Genomic DNA, 17,349 nt, shown 5'->3' on the forward strand with positions numbered 1-17,349 from the left:
TTAGTTGTGACCGGCAAGGGCAAAGGTCTGGAAGCCCTGATGCTGGCCGAGGCGTTGATAGTAAGCGGCAATGGCGGGGTAGGGCGGCCGCGTCATGGGGGTCATCTGCCAGCGGTGCACCGAGAGGCCGATGAGGATATCGGCGAGGGTGAATTCATCCCCGGCCACGTAGGCATTGGTGCGAGCAAGTTGTTGTTCGAGGAGGCCCATCTTGTCGTTCCAGCGCTGCACGGCGGCGGCAATCTGCGCGGCGTCGAGGCCGTCCGGGTTGTTGCGCACCAGCGCGGTGAAGGCGTCGCCCCAGGCGCGGTTGAGTTCGATGGCTTGCCAGTCGATCCACTGCTCGACACGCGCCCGCGGCGCAGGCTCGGCGGGCAGCAGGTCGGTGCGTTGGTAGAGGCTGACGAGGTAGCGACAGATGGTGTTGGATTCCCACAACACACCGTGATCGTCAATCAGCACCGGCACCTGGGCGTTGGGGTTCAGCTCAAGGAATTCGGCGGACTGGGTCGGCTTGAAGCCGATGCCCCAGTCTTCGCGCACGTAGTCGATGCCCAGTTCCTGGCAGGTCCACAGTACTTTTCGCACGTTGATGGAAGACGTGCGACCCAAGATTTTCAGTGAGTGTCCCATGGTGCTTCCCTGGCAGTGGAGAGCAGCCAATCTAGCAGGCGACGCCGAGGACAGCGAGTGCCTGGCGCGACCACCGATGATTTCGGGCTCAGGTACTCTCGCGCACCTGCAGCTCAAAGCCCATGTCCACCACGGGTTTGGCGATCTTGTTGCCGGCCATGATCGTCAGCAAATGCTCTGCCGCCCGCCGGCCGATGGCTTCACGCGGGGTGCTGATGCTGCTCAGGCGCGGCACCATGAAGGAGGAGGCCGGCAAGTCGTTGAAGCCCAGCACCGCGACGCGCTCGGGTACTTTGATGCCATGGCGCATGGCCTCCAGCAGCGCACCCTGGGCCAGGTCGTCGTTGCCGAAGAAGATCGCGTCCACCTCCGGATGGGCCGCCAGCAATTGCAAGAACAGCTCGCCACCCAGGCCGACCGAGGACGGGCGTGGCGTCAGCAGTTCCAGCGCGGGGTCGTACATCCCTGCCTGTTGCAGTGCACGGCGGAAACCTTCGCCGCGCAGCAACGTGCGTTGGTCCAGTTGCGCGCCAATATAGGCCAGGCGCTTGCGCCCGCGGGACAGCAAGTGCGCGGCAGCGGTTTCGCCGGCCGCCACCTGCGAGAAGCCCACGCAGTTCACGCCGGCGTTGGGGTCCAGGTCCATCATGTAGACGCACGGCACGTTGCTGGCCTCGACCATCCGTCGGGCGCTTTCGGTGCGGTCGAAGCCGGTCAGCAGCAAACCCCGCGGCTGGTAAGCCATGTAGTTGCGCAGCAGGTTTTCTTCTTCATCGCGCGAATAATGCGAGTTGCCGATCAGTACTTCAAAGCCCTTGGGCCGCAGCACCTGGTGGATGGCTTCGAGGGTTTCGATAAATAAAAGGTTGGACAGCGACGGCACCAGCACCACCACCGAATGGCTCTGCGCGGAGGCCAGCGCACGGGCGGCAGGGTTGACCACGTAGTTGAGTTCGGCGGCGGCGTGCTGCACTTTTTCCACCAGTTCGGTGGCAACGGTGCTGATGCCACGCAGGGCGCGGGATGCGGTAATGGGGCTGACGCCGGCCAGGCGGGCGACTTCGTTGAGGGTAGGGCGGCCCGTCGTGCGGGTATTTTTATCGTTCTTGGAGGTCATCAGGCGGCTTGCCAAACAAAAATCGAGGCACTAAGGTAGCGCTGTCTCCAAAGGCCTGCAAATTCTTGAAGAAAGGGTTGCCTGATCCTGTTCAAAACCATTGGAGCGGATGCACGCGTCACTCCATAAAAAAAGACAAGACGGCGCGGGAAAAGCCTGTTTTTGCACTAGCCTTACAGCGTGCAAAGGTAGCGCTATCTGCGTCCTGAGGTGTTTCATGAGTCAACCTGTTACCGCCCTGGTCATCATGGGTGTTTCCGGCTGTGGCAAGTCCAGCGTCAGCGAGGCCCTGTGCCGCCTGAACGGTGCCACCGCCATTGAAGGCGACAGCTTTCACCCCGCCGCGAACATCGAGAAGATGAGCGCCGGCCACCCCCTCAACGACGACGACCGTGCCGGCTGGCTCGACATCCTGTGCGATGAGCTGCGCCGTTCGCTCAAGGCCGGTGAGCATCCGGTGCTGACGTGTTCGGCCCTGAAAAAGAAATACCGCGACCACCTGCGCGAAGCCGCGCCGGGCCTGGGGTTTGTCTTTCTGGAGCTGACCCGTGCCGTGGCCGCCGACCGCGTGTCCCATCGCCCCGGCCATTTCATGCCGGCCAGCCTGATCGACAGCCAGTTCGCCACCCTCGAATCGCCCGTTGGCGAACCGCTGACCCTGGCCCTGAATGCCAGCGAAGACAGCGTCGAGGCATTGGCCGAACAAACCAATGCCTGGTGGCTGAAACACGGTTTTGAACCATCCAAATAATTTTTTGCCGGAAAAGATAGCGCTATCCCCGGCGACAAATTGAATACCGGCTTTAATAACAACAACAAACAGGAGAGACCCCCCATGTTTGGCATGTCCCACGAGTCCTACCTGCTGCTTGATGCAGTGGTCACTATCATCGGTCTGATCTTTCTGATCACCAAGTTCAAGGTGCACCCGTTCATTGCACTGATCATCGCGGCCGGCTTCCTTGGCCTGACCTCGGGCATGCCCGTGGACAAGATCATCAAGGCGTTCCAGGACGGCTTCGGCGGGGTGCTCGGCTTTGTCGGCATCATCCTTGCGCTGGGCACCATGCTCGGCAAGATGATGGCCGAATCCGGCGGCGCCGATCAGATCGCCCAGACCCTGATCCGCGCCTTCGGCAAGGAAAAGGTCCAGTGGGCGATGATGTTCGCCGCGTTCCTGGTGGGCATCCCGCTGTTCTTCGAGATTGGTTTTGTATTGCTGATCCCGCTGGTGTTCATCGTCGCGCGCCGCACCGGCGTGTCGCTGATCAAGATCGGCATCCCGCTGCTGGCCGGCCTCTCGGCGGTGCACGGGCTGGTGCCACCGCATCCGGGCCCGCTGCTGGCCATCGGAGTGTTTGGCGCGGACATCGGCAAGACCATCCTGTATGGCCTGATCGTCGCACTGCCGACCGCCATCATTGCCGGCCCGATCTTCGGTACGTTTATCGCCAAGTACATCCCGGGCAACCCGTCTCAGGAGCTCGTGGACCAACTGGCCCGCGAACCTGAGTCGAAAACCCTGCCGAGCTTCAGCATCACCCTGATCACTGTGCTGCTGCCGGTGTTCCTGATGCTGCTGAAAACCTTCGCCGACATCGCATTGGTCGAAGGCCACGTGGTGCGCAACTGGATGGACATGATCGGCCACCCGATCACTGCGCTGCTGCTGGCGTTGCTGCTGTCGCTGTACACCTTTGGCCATCGCCAGGGCATCCATTCCAAGCAGATCCTCAAGCTGCTCGACGCCAGCCTTGCGCCGACCGCCGCGATCATCCTGATCATCGGCGCCGGTGGCGGTTTCAAACAGATGCTGGTGACCAGCGGCGTGGGTGACGTGATCGGCCACATGGCGGTGAACGCGCAGATCAACCCGATCCTGCTGGCCTGGCTGGTGGCGGCGGTGATTCGTGTGGCAACCGGTTCGGCGACCGTGGCGACCATTACCGGCGCCGGCATCGTGGTACCGGTGGTGGGCATGATTCCTGGGGTCAACCGTGAGTTGCTGGTGTTGGCGACGGGCGCAGGTTCGTTGATCCTGTCGCACGTCAATGATGCGGGGTTCTGGCTGGTGAAGCAGTACTTCAACATGACCGTTGCCGAGACCTTCAAGACCTGGACGGCGATGGAGACCATCCTGTCGGTGGTGGCGCTGATCTTTATCATGCTGCTGTCGTTGGTGGTCTGACAGGCAGGCCATGATGCCGGGGTGAAAACCCCCTCCAAATGTGGGAGCGGGCTTGCCCGCGAGTGCGCTAGATCAGTCGCCAGATACATGACTGATACTGCGCATTCGCGAGCAAGCCCGCTCCCACATTTTTGACCGCGTTGCGGAATCAGGCCTTGGTGATCAAGCCATCCGCCCGGAACATCCCGCGAATGCCGCGCACCGCCTGGCGAATCCGGTCCTGGTTTTCGATCAGCGCAAAGCGCACGTGATCGTCGCCGTACTCACCAAAGCCAATCCCCGGTGATACACACACCTTGGCTTCGAGCAGCAGCTTCTTGGCAAATTCCAGCGAGCCCATGGCGGCATACGCCTCGGGAATCTTCGCCCAGACGTACATCGACGCCTTCGGGTTTTCCACCATCCAGCCCAACTCATGCAGACCCTTGACCAGCACATTGCGACGCTGGCGGTACTGTTCGGCGATGTCTTTGACGCACTGTTGGTCGCCTTCCAGCGCAGCGATCGCCGCCACCTGCAGGGGGGTGAAGGTGCCGTAGTCGTGGTAGCTCTTGATACGGGCCAGGGCGTTGACCAGTTCCGGGTTGCCGACCATGAAACCGATGCGCCAGCCGGCCATGTTGTAGCTCTTGGACAGGGTGAAAAACTCCACCGCAATGTCCTTGGCGCCCGGCACCTGCATGATCGACGGGGCTTTCCAGCCGTCGTAGACGATGTCGGCGTAGGCCAGGTCATGCACCACCAGCACGTCGTACTGCTTGGCCAGCGCAATCACGCGCTCGAAGAAATCCAGCTCCACGCACTGCGCGGTCGGGTTGGACGGGAAACCGAGAATCATCATCTTCGGCTTGGGAATCGAGCCGCGAATCGCACGTTCCAGCTCGGCGAAGAAGTCCACGCCAGGCACCAGCGGTACCGACCGCACCTGGGCGCCGGCAATCACGGCACCGTAGATGTGAATCGGGTAGCTGGGGTTCGGCACCAGCACGGTATCGCCCTGGTCCAGGGTGGCCAGCATCAAGTGCGCCAGGCCTTCCTTGGAGCCGATGGTCACGATGGCTTCCGACTCGGGGTCGATGTCCACTTCATAGCGGTCCTTGTACCAGCGCGAAATGGCGCGGCGCAGGCGCGGAATGCCCTTGGAAGTGGAGTAGCCGTGGGTGTCTTCGCGCTGGGCGACGGTGACCATCTTCTCCACGATATGCGGTGGCGTGGCGCCGTCAGGGTTACCCATGCTCAAGTCGATGATGTCTTCGCCGCGCCGACGCGCAGCCATCTTCAGCTCGGCAGTGATATTGAAAACATACGGGGGGAGTCGATCAATGCGCGCAAAGCGGCGCGGCGAACCTTGGTCTGCCATTGTTGCCTCGAGAGTACGTAAGCGCCCGGAACCGTCCGAGCGACGTCGGCCACTGCGGTGGCCTGCGGGGCAGACAATACGGTCGATGATGGCCAGTTGTCCAGATGCGTAGGAAAATTTTCTGCATGGAGTCCAGCGCGGATATGCCCCTATACTCGATGCGGGTTTGTTCCCTCATAAGAAGGAGACTGTTCGTATGGATCAGCAGACAAGACAACCGTTGGAGCCACGCATGGAAGCCGGTAAAGCCCTGGTGATCGCCGGGGTGCAAGGGCGTTATTCGAAGGCCACCGTGGGCGATATCCCCAAGCTGTGGGAGTTGTTCGATACCTGCGTCAAGGACATCAAGAAGCGCGTTGGCGGCGTGACCTATGGGGTGTGCCACAACCCCAAACATGACGAATTCGACTACATGGCCGGGGTTGAAGTCCCCACCAAGGGCGACGTGCCGAGCAACTTCGAGTCCATCGAAATTCCGCCGCTCAACTACGCCGTGTTCCCGCACTACGGTCCGGTGCAGGCGCTGGAGCAGACCTACGAACGCATCATGTTCGAATGGTTGCCGCACTCGGGCTACAAGGTGATGGGCGCGGATTTCGAGCGTTACAGCGCGGATTTTGATGCGCGCAAGGGCATCGGGACAGTGGAGATCTGGCTGCCGGTTCAAGCCAAGGCCTGATGCAACGCGATTGAGCTGCCTGGGCAGCTCAATCGATACCGTCACTCGCTGAGCAGGCGCCCGATGAAGGACTCGCGACCCGCGTGAATGCCGCTGCTTTGCAGTGTGCTGTTGAACGTTACCCACTCCACCAGGCTGATTTGGCCGTGCTCGGGACGTCCGTTGGGGTCTCGCCATGCATTGGCGATGCCGTCCACACCAAAGGTGGCGTCCGGTTGACTGTCCGGGTTGAACCGGAGCAACTGGATGACGCTGCCATTGCCATTGCGGGCCAGTGCCACGATTTTCTGATCAGGCTCGACCACCACGCTGGTAAAACGGAAACCGTCGGCGTTTTTTTCCAGCGGCTTGCCGGCATTAAAGGCGGGATCGGGTTGGCCGTTGGCCAGCAGGATGGCCACGAAGTTCTTGTCCCCCGGGGTGGTATAGCTACTTCCGACAATCGCTATTCTGCCTTCCGGGCCCTTGGCCAGTGCAGTGACCTGTCTGTTTTGCTTATTGTCGAAGGGCAATACGGCGACGCCATTTGTACCGAAGCTGCCGTCAAGTTCACCATTATCCGTCAGGCCGACGATGTAGGCCTCGCGTTTGTCGACCAGCTTGGTCGTGCCGGCAACTACGAAGCCTTTTTGAGTGATCAACACACTGTCGAGTTGGGAATTAACCAACGTATTCGGTCTGTCGTTTCCGAAGTTGATGACCTCGCCGTTGACTCCGAGTTGGTAGATAAAGGTGTCAGTGCCGTCACTGAATACGGCGACAATCTTGTTGTCGGCCTGCCCGGCCTTGTTGTCAGTCTGCACGGCCTTGTCGTCGGCCTGCACGGCTAAACCGCCTTTGATGCTCACGGGAAAGACCGCTTTATCCAGTTCCCTTATGCCGTTTTCGCCAAACTGCAGGTCCGCGTTGCCATCCTCCGCATTGAATCGAGTAATAAATGCGCGATGCTCATTTCCCAGTGCCGCCAGCAAAACGGGCTTTCCATTAGGTTGAATGATCAGGTCCATGAGGACGGCTGATTCTGCAAGGCGCGTGTATCCGGTCCCGAACTGGGTGTCGAGCTCACCTGCAGGCGTATGTTTGGTGACGGCTAATCGATTTGTGTCGCCTTCTCTCGTCAATCCCACCGTCAGGGTGGAACCGTCACTGAGCACGCGTGACAGGCCTGCGGAGGATGAGGCGATGACCGTGCCGTCCTTTGGGGATTGGTTCCCGAAGGACAGGTCCGGGCTGCCGGCGGTGTTTGCCGTAGTGTGATTCGACGGAATACTCATGAGTGTTCTCCGGATGGGACGTTGAGAGTTTCCACGCCTGCTCGTTCCAAACCTTGAGCGACAACTTCGGGCATTCCAGTACAAAGCATAGGGCGACCGCTGTATAGCTGTGAAATCTGACAGTAGACACGACCGTTCAGAGGGGCCGGTCAAACACCCAGCTCAACCGGCGCTCATACCCAATGCGGCCCCTGTACGCCTCCCCGCTGTCCACCCAGCCGGCGCTCAGGTACATCGTCATCGCCGCCACATTGTCCGCGTCCACGGACAACTCCAGGCCCTTGATCTGCGGCCACGCCTGCAGTGCCGCTGCGGGCAGCGCCTGTAGACACGCCTTGCCGAACCCGCGCCCTTGCTGCTGGCGATCCACCTGCAGCGCATGCAGCGTCGCGCTGTGCTCGTCGGCCCAGTGGGGCAGGCAGGGTGGGCGTTTGAGCAGCAGGAAAGCCACGGGATGCTCGTCGGCAAGCAGGGCGAAGCCCTTGATCGCAGCGGGGTTGGGATTGACCAGCAGGCTGTTCAGCGCGCAATCGATATCGCCGGAATACGCCAGTTGCTCGGGATGCACTTGCAGGGTGTTGAGCTGCTGTTTCTGCACAAGGCTCAGCGTCTCATAGGGGACGAGGCGGGTTTCCATCAGGGACGCATCCGAATTCCTACAAAGAGCCGTGGATTCTAGCGGGTTTGCCGGGGGTGAAATTATTTTTCAAGCGGCTGTCGATTCGGCGTCGGCGCGTTCGACTAAGGGTGTCTTCCGTGAATCACACCCCGCAGGAGTATCGCCATGAGCACCACCATCAATCGCCTCATCGATGCCTGGAAACACGCCGTCGTCGCCCGGGATATCGACAAGATTGTCAGCTTTTACGCCGACGATATCGTCGCGTTCGACGCCGTGACCGCGTTGCAATTCAAGGGCAAGGCCGCCTATCGCGCGCACTGGGAGGAATGCATGAAGCACTGCCCCGGCCCGGGGATTTTCGAGTTCCACGAACTGCGCATCGTCGAGTCCCAGGACAGCGCATTTGCCCACTGGCTGGCCCATTGCGGCGGCGCCGGGCCGGACGGCGAGGTCAAGGCCTGCTGGATGCGCGTGACTGCCGGCTATCAACAGATCAATGGTCAATGGCGCGTGGTGCATGAGCACTGGTCGGCGCCGTTCGACATGGACAGCGGCACCGCACTGTTCGACCTGAAACCTTGAGCGCCGCGAACTATAGTCAGTAGTCCGAAAACGGAGACGCACATGAAATACCTCTGCCTGATCTACAGCAACGAACAGGTCCTGCACACCTCGCCCGACAGCCCCGCAGACCCGGAGTGTCTTGCCTATGCGCAGTCCATCGAGGCCAGCGGCCGCATGCTCGCTGCCGAACCGCTGGAATCGGTAAGCACCGCCACCACTGTGCGCATGCGCAACGGCAAGCTGTCGATCACCGACGGGCCGTTTGCCGAAACCAAGGAGCAGCTCGCCGGGTTTTACCTGATCGAGGCCCGCGACTTGAATGAGGCGATCCAGGTGGCCGGTGGCATTCCGGCCGCCCGGGTCGGCAGTGTGGAAGTGCGCCCCGTGCGCGAGTTGAATCTCTGAACACAACAATCACAAGACCTGAGGAGGTTTACCCATGACAACCCAACCCGCCGAATTCGAACTGTCCATCAGCCGCTTGATCGACGCGCCGCGCAGCAAAGTCTTTCGCGCCTGGACCACGCCCGCCCTGTTGCAACAATGGTGGGGCCCCCACGGCATGACCACCCCCGAGTGCGAAATGAACCTGTGGGTCGGTGGCCTGTTTCGCACCCTGATGCGTGCGCCGGATGGCAGCGAGTACCCGACCCAGGGCGTGTTCCTGGAGATTGAGGCGCCCAGTCGCCTGGTGTTTACCGACGCCTTCAAGCCGGGTTGGATCCCCTCGGGAAAACCGTTCATGAGCGCCGAAGTGACCTTCGAAGATGTCGACGGCAAGACCCGCTACACCGCCCGCGCCATGCACTGGAGCGCTGAAGACAAACAGGCCCACGAAGCCATGGGCTTTCACGACGGCTGGGGCCAGAGCCTGGACCGGCTGGTGACATTGGTGACCCAGGACATGCCCGATTGACGCCGGCGATCGAGGCGATCTACCGCAGCGAATCGCGGCGCGTCCTCGCTACCCTGATCCGCCTGTTGGGGGATTTCGACCTCGCCGAAGAAGCGTTGCACGAGGCGTTCTTCGTCGCGGTCGAGCGCTGGCCGCAGGACGGTGTGCCACAAAATCCCAGGGCGTGGCTGGTCTCCACCGGTCGCTTCAAAGCCATCGACCGCTTGCGCCGCCAGGCGCGGTTCACCCCGTTGCTGCAGGCTCAGGCCGACGCGCTGCAAGCGCAGGACTGGAGCGAGGAAGACGTGGAAGATGACCGCCTGCGCCTGATTTTTACCTGCTGTCACCCGGCACTGGCACCTGACGCACAGGCGGCGCTGACCCTGCGTGAGATCTGTGACCTCACCACCGAGGAAATCGCCCGCGCCTTCCTGGCCACGCCGACCACCATTGCCCAGCGCATCGTGCGCGCCAAGGGCAAGATCCGCGAAGCGAAAATCCCTTATCAGGTGCCGTCGCTGGCCGAGTTGCCCGAGCGCCTCGACAGCGTGCTGCGCGTGGTTTACCTGGTGTTCAACGAAGGCTATTCGGCCTCCATGGGCGCCGACCTCACCCGGGAGGAGCTGACCCGCGAAGCCATTCGTCTCGGTCGCCTGTTGCTGGAATTGCTGCCGGAGCCGGAAGTGATGGGCTTGCTGGCGCTGATGCTGTTGCACGAATCCCGCCGTGCAGCACGGACCTCGGCCAGTGGCGAACTGGTGCTGTTGAATGAACAGGACCGTGCGCTGTGGGATGCGTCCTTGATGGCTGAAGGCTGCGCCTTGGTGGAACGCGCACTGGCCTTGCGCGGCTACGGGCCCTATTGCCTGCAGGCGGCGATAGCCGCGGTGCATGCCGAAGCACCGGACGCAGGGCAAACCGACTGGCTGCAGATCGTCGGGCTCTACGATGTGTTACTCAGGCAGGTGCCATCGCCGGTGATCGAGCTGAACCGCGCCGTGGCGGTGGCCATGTGGCAAGGCCCGCTGGCGGGCCTGGATCTGGTGGAAGGCATTTTGCAACGAGGCGATTTGCTCGATTACCACTTGGCGTATTCAGCGCGCGGGGAGTTCTGCCGGCAATTGGGGCGGGTAGAAGCGGCTCGTACAGCTTATGAAAAAGCCCTGTCGCTGACCCAGCAAGCGCCTGAAAAGCGCTTCCTCGAGCAGCGCCTGGCCGAACTCAAGCAGTAGGAGCCGGCACGCCTGAAAGGGGCCGCTCAGGGCTGCTGGCGAGTCGCGGCCAACACGATCTCGCGGATGCACACATGTTGCGGTTGCTGGTAGGCATAGGCAATCGCCGAGGCCACATCGTCGGCACTCAGCACGGTGCCGCCCATGTCCTGTTTCCAGGCCTGGTAGCCGCTCTTGATCGCCTCATCGGTGGTGTGGCTGAGCAGCTCGGTTTCCACTGCGCCCGGAGCGATGGTGATCACGCGGACATTGCTCGGCGACAATTCCTCGCGCAGGTTCTCTGAAATCCCATGCACGGCAAACTTGGTGCCGACGTACGCCACGTGGTTCGGGAAGGTCTTGCGCCCGGCCACCGAGCTGACGTTGATGATCGTGCCGCGCTTGCGCGCGACCATGCTCGCGGCCACCGCGTGAATGCCATTGAGCAGGCCCTTCACGTTGACGTCGAGCATCTGCTCCCACTGCGCCGGGTCTTGCTCGCTGACTGCGCCCAGCAGCATCACGCCGGCATTGTTAATCAACGCATCGGCCGGGCCGAATTGCGCTTCAGCTTCCTTCACGGCAGCGACGAGGGCAGCGCGGTCGGTGATGTCGACCCCACGGTTCAGGGTGTTCGGCAGGTTGAGGTCGTTGAGGCGATCAATACGGCGTGCCAGCAGCAACAGCGGGTGACCGGCGGCGGACAATCGGCGGGCAGTAGCTTCGCCGATACCCGAACTGGCGCCGGTGATGATGATCAGTGGCTGGCTCATGTGTGCACTCCTGGAATAAGAAAAATCGATAACTGAAACGTGGGCGAAGTATATTTACCCGGTTAAAGGCTGAAAAATGCCTTATTTCTCTGTCTGTCATCGGATCTGACTATGGATGTGCGTCACCTCAAGGCGTTTCTCGCGGTGTTTGAAGAACGCAATATCACCGCTGCAGCGCAGCGTTTATTCATCAGTCAGCCGACGTTGTCGGTGACCATCAAGCAGTTGGAAGATGAGCTGGGCGTGGCGCTGTTCGTGCGTCAGCCTCGCGGGGTCGAGGTCAGTGCCGAAGCACGGGTGCTGTATCCCCAGGCGCGGCGCATGGTGGCCGAAGCGGAGGCGCTGAGCCGGTTGTTTCGCGGCCGCGAGAATCGCATTGCGCTGGAGTTGGGGGTCGAGGGCGATATTGCCGACAGCCAGATCGAAACCTTCCTGCGCATGGCACACCAAGGTCTGCCCGGTTTGCTGCTGACCCTGCAGGAAGGCTGTGAAGGGGAAGGGCGCCTGGCGGTGGAGGAAATGTGCTGCGAGGACGAACTGTTCCTGCCGATCTGGGAAGAGTCCTACGTGATGGCGTTACCGGTCGCACATCCCATGGCGCAGGCTGGCACAGAGCAGGCCTGGGCGCCAATCGAGGACTGGATCACCTGCCCGCAACATGATTCCCATCAGCGCCTGATGGCCTTGTATGGGCGCTCGCCGCAGGCGGTAGCCGGGCATGCCGGCTCATTGACCCAGGCCCTGCATATGGTGGCCGCCGGTGTAGGCGTGGCGATGTTGCCGCAGTCGCTGGCGGCCGAGCGCGCCGGGGTGGTGAGCCGTGAATGGCACCTGCCGGCGCCGACGCGGCGGGTCGGGCTGTGCTTCGCCGCGCAAGCGTTGGAATCACCCGCGCTGCGCGCCCTGCACGAGTATTTCCAGAACAACCGACCGCCGCAACGCTAGGCGTCAATCGACCATCAGCCCCAGCATCCAACTCCCCGCCGGCCCTGGTGGGTACTGCCGCGACCACAGCGCATCCACGGCCACCGAGCGCGGCCAACTGCGTACCTTGAGCTCGACCAGCCCGGCATTGCCGAAGCGTTCCACCAGCCAGCGAGGCAACTCGGCCCAGCCGAAACCGAGCTGGGCCATTTCCATCAGCATCAGAAAACTCGGCGCCGACCACACACGGCCCGTGGGGCGTGTTTCATTCGGGTTGATGATGCTCGCCAGGCGCAGTTCACGGTGTTGCTGCAGGGCTTGCAGGTCGATGGTGTCCAGGCTCGCCAAGGGATGATCCGGGGCGACGAACAGCGCGATTTCCGTGCGTTCCTCCACCGGGGCGCGGCTCAGGTCGGGCGGATACACCGCCTGGGCCTCGACGAACGCAATCTGTGCCCGGCCGCTTTGCACCAGGGCGATCAGGTCTTCGCACTCGGCGATCAGCCATTCCAGTTCCAGGTCCGGGTAACGTTGCTCGAAAGCCTTGAGCGCCAGTTCGAAGCGCTCCGACTGGTAGGTGTCGGACATGGCGATGGTCACTTTCGGCTCCAGGCCCTGGGCCAACTGGCTCGCCGCCAGCTCCAGGCGGCTGCTGGCCTCCAATACCTGCTCGGCGCGTTGCAGCAACACATGGCCGGCCGGTGTGAGCGTCGGCTTGCGGCTGCTGCGATCGAACAGCACCACGTCGAGATCAATCTCCAGGCTGGCCACCGCTGCGCTGACGGTGGACTGGCTCTTGCCCAGCTTGCGTGCCGCCGCCGAAAACGAACCCTGGGTAGCGGCCTGGACAAACGCCTGCAGCACTTCATGAGAGGCCATGACTATCGCCTTGGTCGATGGTTATTAGTTATGAAGTATCGACTTGAAGGGTAATGATAGCAACCATCGTCACTCACGGAGCCGGGTCATGCACCCTACCAAGTCGATTACTGAACGCGTTTGCCAAGCCCTGGGTTTTGAAGGCCTGGCCTTATTGATCTGTACCCCGTTGCTGGTCTGGATCACTGGCCGGCCGGCCCTGGAGATGGGCGCGGTAACCCTGGGCCTCAGCGTGCTGGCGCTGACCTGGAACATCATTTTCAACAGCCTGTTCGACCGCCTCAAGGTGCGCCTGCAACTCGCCGGTGGCGTGTGGACGCGCATGCTGCATGCCGTGCTGTTCGAGGGAGGGCTGATTATCGTGGCGGTCCCGCTGATTGCCGCGTGGCTGAAGATCAGCCTGGTGCAGGCGTTTTGGCTGGACATTGGCGTGCTGCTGTTTTTCCTGCCGTACACCTACGTGTATCACTGGGGGTATGACGTGTTGCGGGAAAGATTCGTACGCCAGCGCGTGCCTAGTCGGGCTTGAGCGTCGCGACAAAATCCAGGAACGCCCGCACCTTGGCCGCCGGCAAATGCCGCGAGGGGTAGTAGGCGTACAGCGGAAAACGCTCGTCCGGCCAGTCCGGGAACAACTCCACCAGGCTGCCGGCCTTGAGCGCTGGCGCCAGGCCCAGGTCGAGCATCTGCGCCACCGCATGGCCGTGCTCGCACACGCTGTACAGGGTGCTGGCATCGTTGACCACCAGGCGGCCGTCGGTGCGCACGATCAATTGCTCACCGGGGCGGTGAAATTCCCAGGCAAACGGGCGACCGGTTTGCGAGTCGCGAAAATCCAGGCACATGTGCCCGTTTTCCAGGTCCTGCGGGGTGGCCGGTCGGCCATGGCGTTCCAGGTAGGCGGGGGAGGCCAGGGTGAGCACGCGCACTTGCATCAACTTGCGCGCGATCAGTGAAGAGGATTGTGGGATGCCAAAGCGGATCGCCAGGTCGAAGCCATCGGCGACCAGGTCGCCCAGTTGGTCGCGGGTGTGCAGGTCCAATTGCAATTGCGGGTAGCGGCGCATGAAATCGCCCAGCACCGGGCCGAGGACCAGCCGCGAGAAGTACGGGTCGATATTCACCCGCAGGCGCCCGCGTACGGTGTGAGCGCTGTCGGCCGCCGAGTTGGCCGCCTCTTCGAGACCGGCCAGCAGCGGGGCAATTTCCTGATAGAAACGCCGACCCTCGTCGGTCAGTTGCACCGAGCGCGTGGTGCGGTCGAACAGGCGAATCCCCAAGCGTTTTTCCAGGCGTGAAATCGCCCGGCTGACGCCCGAAGGCGTCATCTCCAGGCTGACGGCGGCGCGGGCAAAACTGCCGCTGTCGACCACGGCCGCCAATACGCCCATGCCGCCGGCCAAGCCTGGATCAAAACTCATCGGTGATTGCCTGTCAGTGATTTGAAGGCATTGATGCTAGCGCAGAACGTCTACAGAAACATGCCGCCCGAGGCCTCGATGCGCTGCCCGGTGATCCAGTGGCTGCCGTCGGCCAGCAGCGTCGAGATCGCCCCGCCGATATCTTCCGGCAATCCTGCGCGGCCGAGGGCGGTATTGTTGGCGACCATCGCGTTCACGTTGGGGTTATCGCGCACCGCGCCGCCGCTGAAGTCGGTGGCTATCGCGCCGGGAGCCAGGGTGTTCACGCTGATTCCGCGCGGGCCCAGCTCCTTGGCCTGATAACGCGACAACACTTCCACCGCACCTTTCATCGACGCGTACGCCGAGTACCCCGGCAGGCTGAACCGCGCCAGGCCGCTGGAGATGTTAATGATGCGCCCGCCATCGCTGATCAGCGGCAGCAGTTTTTGCGTGAGGAAAAACGGCGCCTTGAAGTGGATTGCCACCAGGCGGTCGAACTGCTCTTCAGTGGTTTCGGCAAACGCGGCGTTGACGCCAATGCCGGCGTTGTTGATCAGGAAATTGAACTGCTGCTGGGCGAAAACCTCCTTGAGCACACCGCCGACCTGGCCGACGAAGTCGTTGAAGGACGCGCTCTGGCTCACATCCAGTTGCAGCATGGCGGCGCGGCCACCCAGGGCCTCTATCTGTGCCACCACCGCCTGGGCTTCGTCGGCGGCGCTGTGGTAGGTGCCGATGATGTCGACGCCCTGTGCCGCCAAGTGCAGCGCGGTGCTTTTGCCCAGGCCGCGGCTGGCGCCGGTGATCAGTGCGATTTTACGGGTCATGGTGCAGTCCTCTCAGGTGGTCAGTGGGACTGAGTGTATTTGTCCGGCTGTAACGTGATAAACAGGGGTATATCGGAATCACTGGCCGGATAAGGCGAACAATCCCATGAACAAGCTGGAACTGCTGCGCACCTTTGTGCGCGTCACCGAACTGTCGAGTTTCACCGGCGCCGGCGAGAGCCTGGGCCTGCCGCGCTCCAGCGTGTCCGAGCATGTCCAGGCGCTGGAAGAGCTGCTCGGCACACGCCTGCTGCAGCGCACCACGCGCAAGGTGCAGGCGACCCAGGACGGGCGTGTGCTGTACGAGCGCAGCAAGGATCTGCTGGCCCACATGGACGAACTCGAAGGCCTGTTTCGCCAGGATGAGGCGCAACTCAGCGGGCGTATCCGCGTGGACTTGCCCAACGTGATGGCGCGGGACCTGATCCTGCCGCGCCTGCCCGAGTTCATGGACGCCCACCCATTGATCGAGCTGGAAATCAGCACCACCGACCGCCAGGTCGACCTGCTGGCCGAAGGGTTCGACTGTGTGCTGCGGGTCGGCGCACAGCCCGACCAGACGGTGGTCGCGCGGTGGTTGTGCAGCATGCCGATGATCAACTGTGTCAGCGCCGGCTACCGCCAGCGCCATGGCGTACCCGAGACCCTCGAGGACCTGGCGCACCATCAACTGGTGCATTACGTGCGCCCCTTGGGGTCACGTTCGACGGGGTTCGAATACCAGCAGGGCGATAAAGTGCACCGCGTACCGATGGCCGGGAGGGTCACGGTCAACAGCACCGACGCGTACAAATCCGCCTGCCTGGGCGGCTTCGGCATCACTCAGGTGCCGGTCCTGGGCATCCGCGATCTACTCGCCAGTGGCGAGCTGGTTGCCGTGCTGCCCGACTACCCGGCGCCGGCGCTCGATGTGTCGCTGCTCTACGCCGGGCAACGGCATTTGCCACAGCGTGTGCGGGTGTTCATGGACTGGCTGGCCGCGACGCTGCAAGCCCGACTCTAACGGCGAGCCGACAACTGCTGCGGCGCCAGGAAGGCGTCATGGAAATAATCGCGCACGGCCTGCATCGCCGGGGTAAACGCACGCTCGCGATGCCAGGCCAGCCCGACACTCATGGGCGTGACCGGGTCGGTCACGGTGAGGGTTTCGATGCGCTTGCCTTCCAGTGACCAGGGCCGATGCACCAGGTCCGACAGGATCGCCACGCCGCTGCCATTGGCGACCATGCTGCGTACTGCTTCCACCGAGCTGGTGCGCAGCCGCACCTGGGGCGTTTGCCCGGCCTGTTCCCAATAGCGCATGGCGCTGTGTTCGGCTTCATCGACGGTGAGCAGGATGTACGGTTCGCGGGCCACATCCGCCAGGCTCACGGCGCCGCGTTCGCACAACGGGTGATGGCTGGGCAGCCACAGGCGGCGTTCGGAGTTGAACAGGATTTCGGAGACGATATCCGCATGAGTCAGGTTGGCGGTGAGCACCACTGCCATGTCGAATTGGCCGTCGAGCAGGCCTTGTTCGATGGCCTGGCGCTCCTGCTCGAACACCTCGATGGTCACATCCGGGTGCCAGTGTTCCATGCGCTGCAAGTGGTGCGGCAGGAAGTAACCGAGCACCGTGTAGCTGGCGGCCAGGCGCAGCACGCCACTGGCGCGGTAGTCGGGCAATGGGCTGTTGAGGGCGTCGTCGACGCTGCGCACAATCACATAGGCACGGTTGAGAAAATGCCGGCCGGCGTCGGTCAGGTTCATGCCCTGGGCCGAACGCACGAACAGCTGCACGCCGAGCATCGCCTCCAGTTCCTTGATCGCCGTGGTCACCGCCGACTGGGAAATGTTGAGGTGGATGGCGGCCTGGGAAATCTGGCCGATTTCGGCGGTGGCGACGAAATAACGCACTTGGCGCAAGGTCAATGACACGCTGCATTCCTCGTAGGGGCCCGGCTTATCTGATTTTCAGAAGATGGGCTATCTGATAATAGATCTTCCCAAGGGGTCAAGAC

20 protein-coding genes are annotated in these 17,349 nt (G+C 62.3%); 10 read left to right on the forward strand and 10 right to left on the reverse strand.

The genetic code is table 11. The features are described 5' to 3' along the window. Together AC07OJ_RS14890 and gntR are read right to left on the reverse strand one after the other, a co-directional pair. Positions 1-633 carry a glutathione S-transferase family protein gene (locus tag AC07OJ_RS14890; RefSeq protein ID WP_065909071.1) on the reverse strand — a complete coding sequence of 211 codons (633 nt, stop codon included), beginning with the start codon at positions 631-633 and terminating at the stop codon, positions 1-3. An 88-nt stretch (positions 634-721) separates the two neighbouring features. Further along, the gene (gene gntR, locus AC07OJ_RS14895) at positions 722-1,753 is read right to left on the reverse strand and encodes an HTH-type transcriptional regulator GntR (RefSeq protein ID WP_162946162.1); all 1,032 of its coding nucleotides are present in this window, start codon (positions 1,751-1,753) and stop codon (positions 722-724) included. Positions 1,754-1,967: 214 nt separating this feature from the next. Between gntR and AC07OJ_RS14900 the strand changes: the two genes are divergently transcribed. Then, positions 1,968-2,501 (forward strand): gluconokinase, encoded by a 534-nt coding sequence (locus AC07OJ_RS14900; RefSeq protein ID WP_065909076.1) that lies wholly within the window; start codon positions 1,968-1,970, stop codon positions 2,499-2,501. An 84-nt stretch (positions 2,502-2,585) separates the two neighbouring features. After that, positions 2,586-3,938 carry a GntP family permease gene (locus tag AC07OJ_RS14905; RefSeq protein ID WP_065909078.1) on the forward strand — a complete coding sequence of 451 codons (1,353 nt, stop codon included), beginning with the start codon at positions 2,586-2,588 and terminating at the stop codon, positions 3,936-3,938. A 148-nt stretch (positions 3,939-4,086) separates the two neighbouring features. On the opposite strand, the gene alaC is transcribed toward AC07OJ_RS14905, so the two are convergent. Beyond that, a complete protein-coding gene (alaC, locus tag AC07OJ_RS14910) occupies positions 4,087-5,298 on the reverse strand; it encodes an alanine transaminase (protein WP_065909081.1) in 1,212 nt (403 codons plus the stop codon). A 196-nt stretch (positions 5,299-5,494) separates the two neighbouring features. Here alaC and AC07OJ_RS14915 point away from each other — a divergent pair, with 196 nt between their 5' ends. Further along, on the forward strand, positions 5,495-5,977 hold the full coding sequence (locus tag AC07OJ_RS14915; RefSeq protein ID WP_106802799.1) for a GyrI-like domain-containing protein: 483 nt from the start codon (positions 5,495-5,497) through the stop codon (positions 5,975-5,977). Between the two features lie 41 nt (positions 5,978-6,018). Here the strand turns inward: AC07OJ_RS14915 and AC07OJ_RS14920 are convergent, their stop codons facing one another. Both AC07OJ_RS14920 and AC07OJ_RS14925 read right to left on the reverse strand, forming a co-directional pair. Then, positions 6,019-7,251 carry an NHL repeat-containing protein gene (locus AC07OJ_RS14920; RefSeq protein WP_495094731.1) on the reverse strand — a complete coding sequence of 411 codons (1,233 nt, stop codon included), beginning with the start codon at positions 7,249-7,251 and terminating at the stop codon, positions 6,019-6,021. A gap of 136 nt (positions 7,252-7,387) precedes the next feature. Next, a complete protein-coding gene (locus AC07OJ_RS14925) occupies positions 7,388-7,888 on the reverse strand; it encodes a GNAT family N-acetyltransferase (RefSeq protein ID WP_065909090.1) in 501 nt (166 codons plus the stop codon). 147 nt (positions 7,889-8,035) lie between these two features. Between AC07OJ_RS14925 and AC07OJ_RS14930 the strand changes: the two genes are divergently transcribed. Genes AC07OJ_RS14930 through AC07OJ_RS14945 form a run of 4 tightly spaced genes read left to right on the forward strand, consistent with a single transcriptional unit; the run spans position 8,036 to position 10,564 of the window. Then, positions 8,036-8,455, forward strand: coding sequence for a YybH family protein (locus tag AC07OJ_RS14930; RefSeq protein ID WP_065909093.1), 420 nt, complete (start codon positions 8,036-8,038; stop codon positions 8,453-8,455). A gap of 42 nt (positions 8,456-8,497) precedes the next feature. Further along, entirely contained in the window at positions 8,498-8,842 is a 345-nt protein-coding gene (locus tag AC07OJ_RS14935) for a YciI family protein (protein WP_065909096.1), read from the forward strand. A 34-nt stretch (positions 8,843-8,876) separates the two neighbouring features. Further along, on the forward strand, positions 8,877-9,353 hold the full coding sequence (locus AC07OJ_RS14940; protein ID WP_495094732.1) for an SRPBCC family protein: 477 nt from the start codon (positions 8,877-8,879) through the stop codon (positions 9,351-9,353). Next, complete coding sequence (locus AC07OJ_RS14945) at positions 9,350-10,564, forward strand: RNA polymerase sigma factor (RefSeq protein WP_201145764.1); 1,215 nt, start codon at positions 9,350-9,352, stop codon at positions 10,562-10,564. Before AC07OJ_RS14940 ends, AC07OJ_RS14945 begins: the two co-directional genes overlap by 4 nt. 26 nt (positions 10,565-10,590) lie before the next feature. On the opposite strand, the gene AC07OJ_RS14950 is transcribed toward AC07OJ_RS14945, so the two are convergent. Beyond that, a complete protein-coding gene (locus AC07OJ_RS14950) occupies positions 10,591-11,316 on the reverse strand; it encodes an SDR family oxidoreductase (protein WP_065909105.1) in 726 nt (241 codons plus the stop codon). 111 nt (positions 11,317-11,427) lie between these two features. Between AC07OJ_RS14950 and AC07OJ_RS14955 the strand changes: the two genes are divergently transcribed. Then, positions 11,428-12,261 (forward strand): LysR family transcriptional regulator, encoded by an 834-nt coding sequence (locus AC07OJ_RS14955; RefSeq protein WP_495094733.1) that lies wholly within the window; start codon positions 11,428-11,430, stop codon positions 12,259-12,261. Positions 12,262-12,264: 3 nt separating this feature from the next. On the opposite strand, the gene AC07OJ_RS14960 is transcribed toward AC07OJ_RS14955, so the two are convergent. Next, positions 12,265-13,119, reverse strand: coding sequence for a LysR family transcriptional regulator (locus AC07OJ_RS14960; protein ID WP_106802806.1), 855 nt, complete (start codon positions 13,117-13,119; stop codon positions 12,265-12,267). Positions 13,120-13,207: 88 nt separating this feature from the next. Between AC07OJ_RS14960 and AC07OJ_RS14965 the strand changes: the two genes are divergently transcribed. After that, positions 13,208-13,648 (forward strand): multidrug/biocide efflux PACE transporter, encoded by a 441-nt coding sequence (locus AC07OJ_RS14965; protein WP_065909121.1) that lies wholly within the window; start codon positions 13,208-13,210, stop codon positions 13,646-13,648. On the opposite strand, the gene AC07OJ_RS14970 is transcribed toward AC07OJ_RS14965, so the two are convergent. Further along, positions 13,635-14,540 carry a LysR family transcriptional regulator gene (locus AC07OJ_RS14970; protein ID WP_065909124.1) on the reverse strand — a complete coding sequence of 302 codons (906 nt, stop codon included), beginning with the start codon at positions 14,538-14,540 and terminating at the stop codon, positions 13,635-13,637. The two genes, AC07OJ_RS14965 and AC07OJ_RS14970, sit on opposite strands and share 14 nt — an antisense overlap. A 50-nt stretch (positions 14,541-14,590) precedes the next feature. Next, positions 14,591-15,349 carry an SDR family NAD(P)-dependent oxidoreductase gene (locus AC07OJ_RS14975; protein ID WP_262135692.1) on the reverse strand — a complete coding sequence of 253 codons (759 nt, stop codon included), beginning with the start codon at positions 15,347-15,349 and terminating at the stop codon, positions 14,591-14,593. Between the two features lie 106 nt (positions 15,350-15,455). Here AC07OJ_RS14975 and AC07OJ_RS14980 point away from each other — a divergent pair, with 106 nt between their 5' ends. Further along, a complete protein-coding gene (locus AC07OJ_RS14980; RefSeq protein ID WP_065909129.1) occupies positions 15,456-16,352 on the forward strand; it encodes a LysR family transcriptional regulator in 897 nt (298 codons plus the stop codon). Here AC07OJ_RS14980 and AC07OJ_RS14985 read toward each other — a convergent pair. Then, on the reverse strand, positions 16,349-17,266 hold the full coding sequence (locus tag AC07OJ_RS14985; protein WP_065909132.1) for a LysR family transcriptional regulator: 918 nt from the start codon (positions 17,264-17,266) through the stop codon (positions 16,349-16,351). The two genes, AC07OJ_RS14980 and AC07OJ_RS14985, sit on opposite strands and share 4 nt — an antisense overlap. Between the last annotated feature and the right edge of the window lie 83 nt (positions 17,267-17,349).

Source organism: Pseudomonas sp. GW821-FHT09C08 (genome assembly GCF_059418125.1).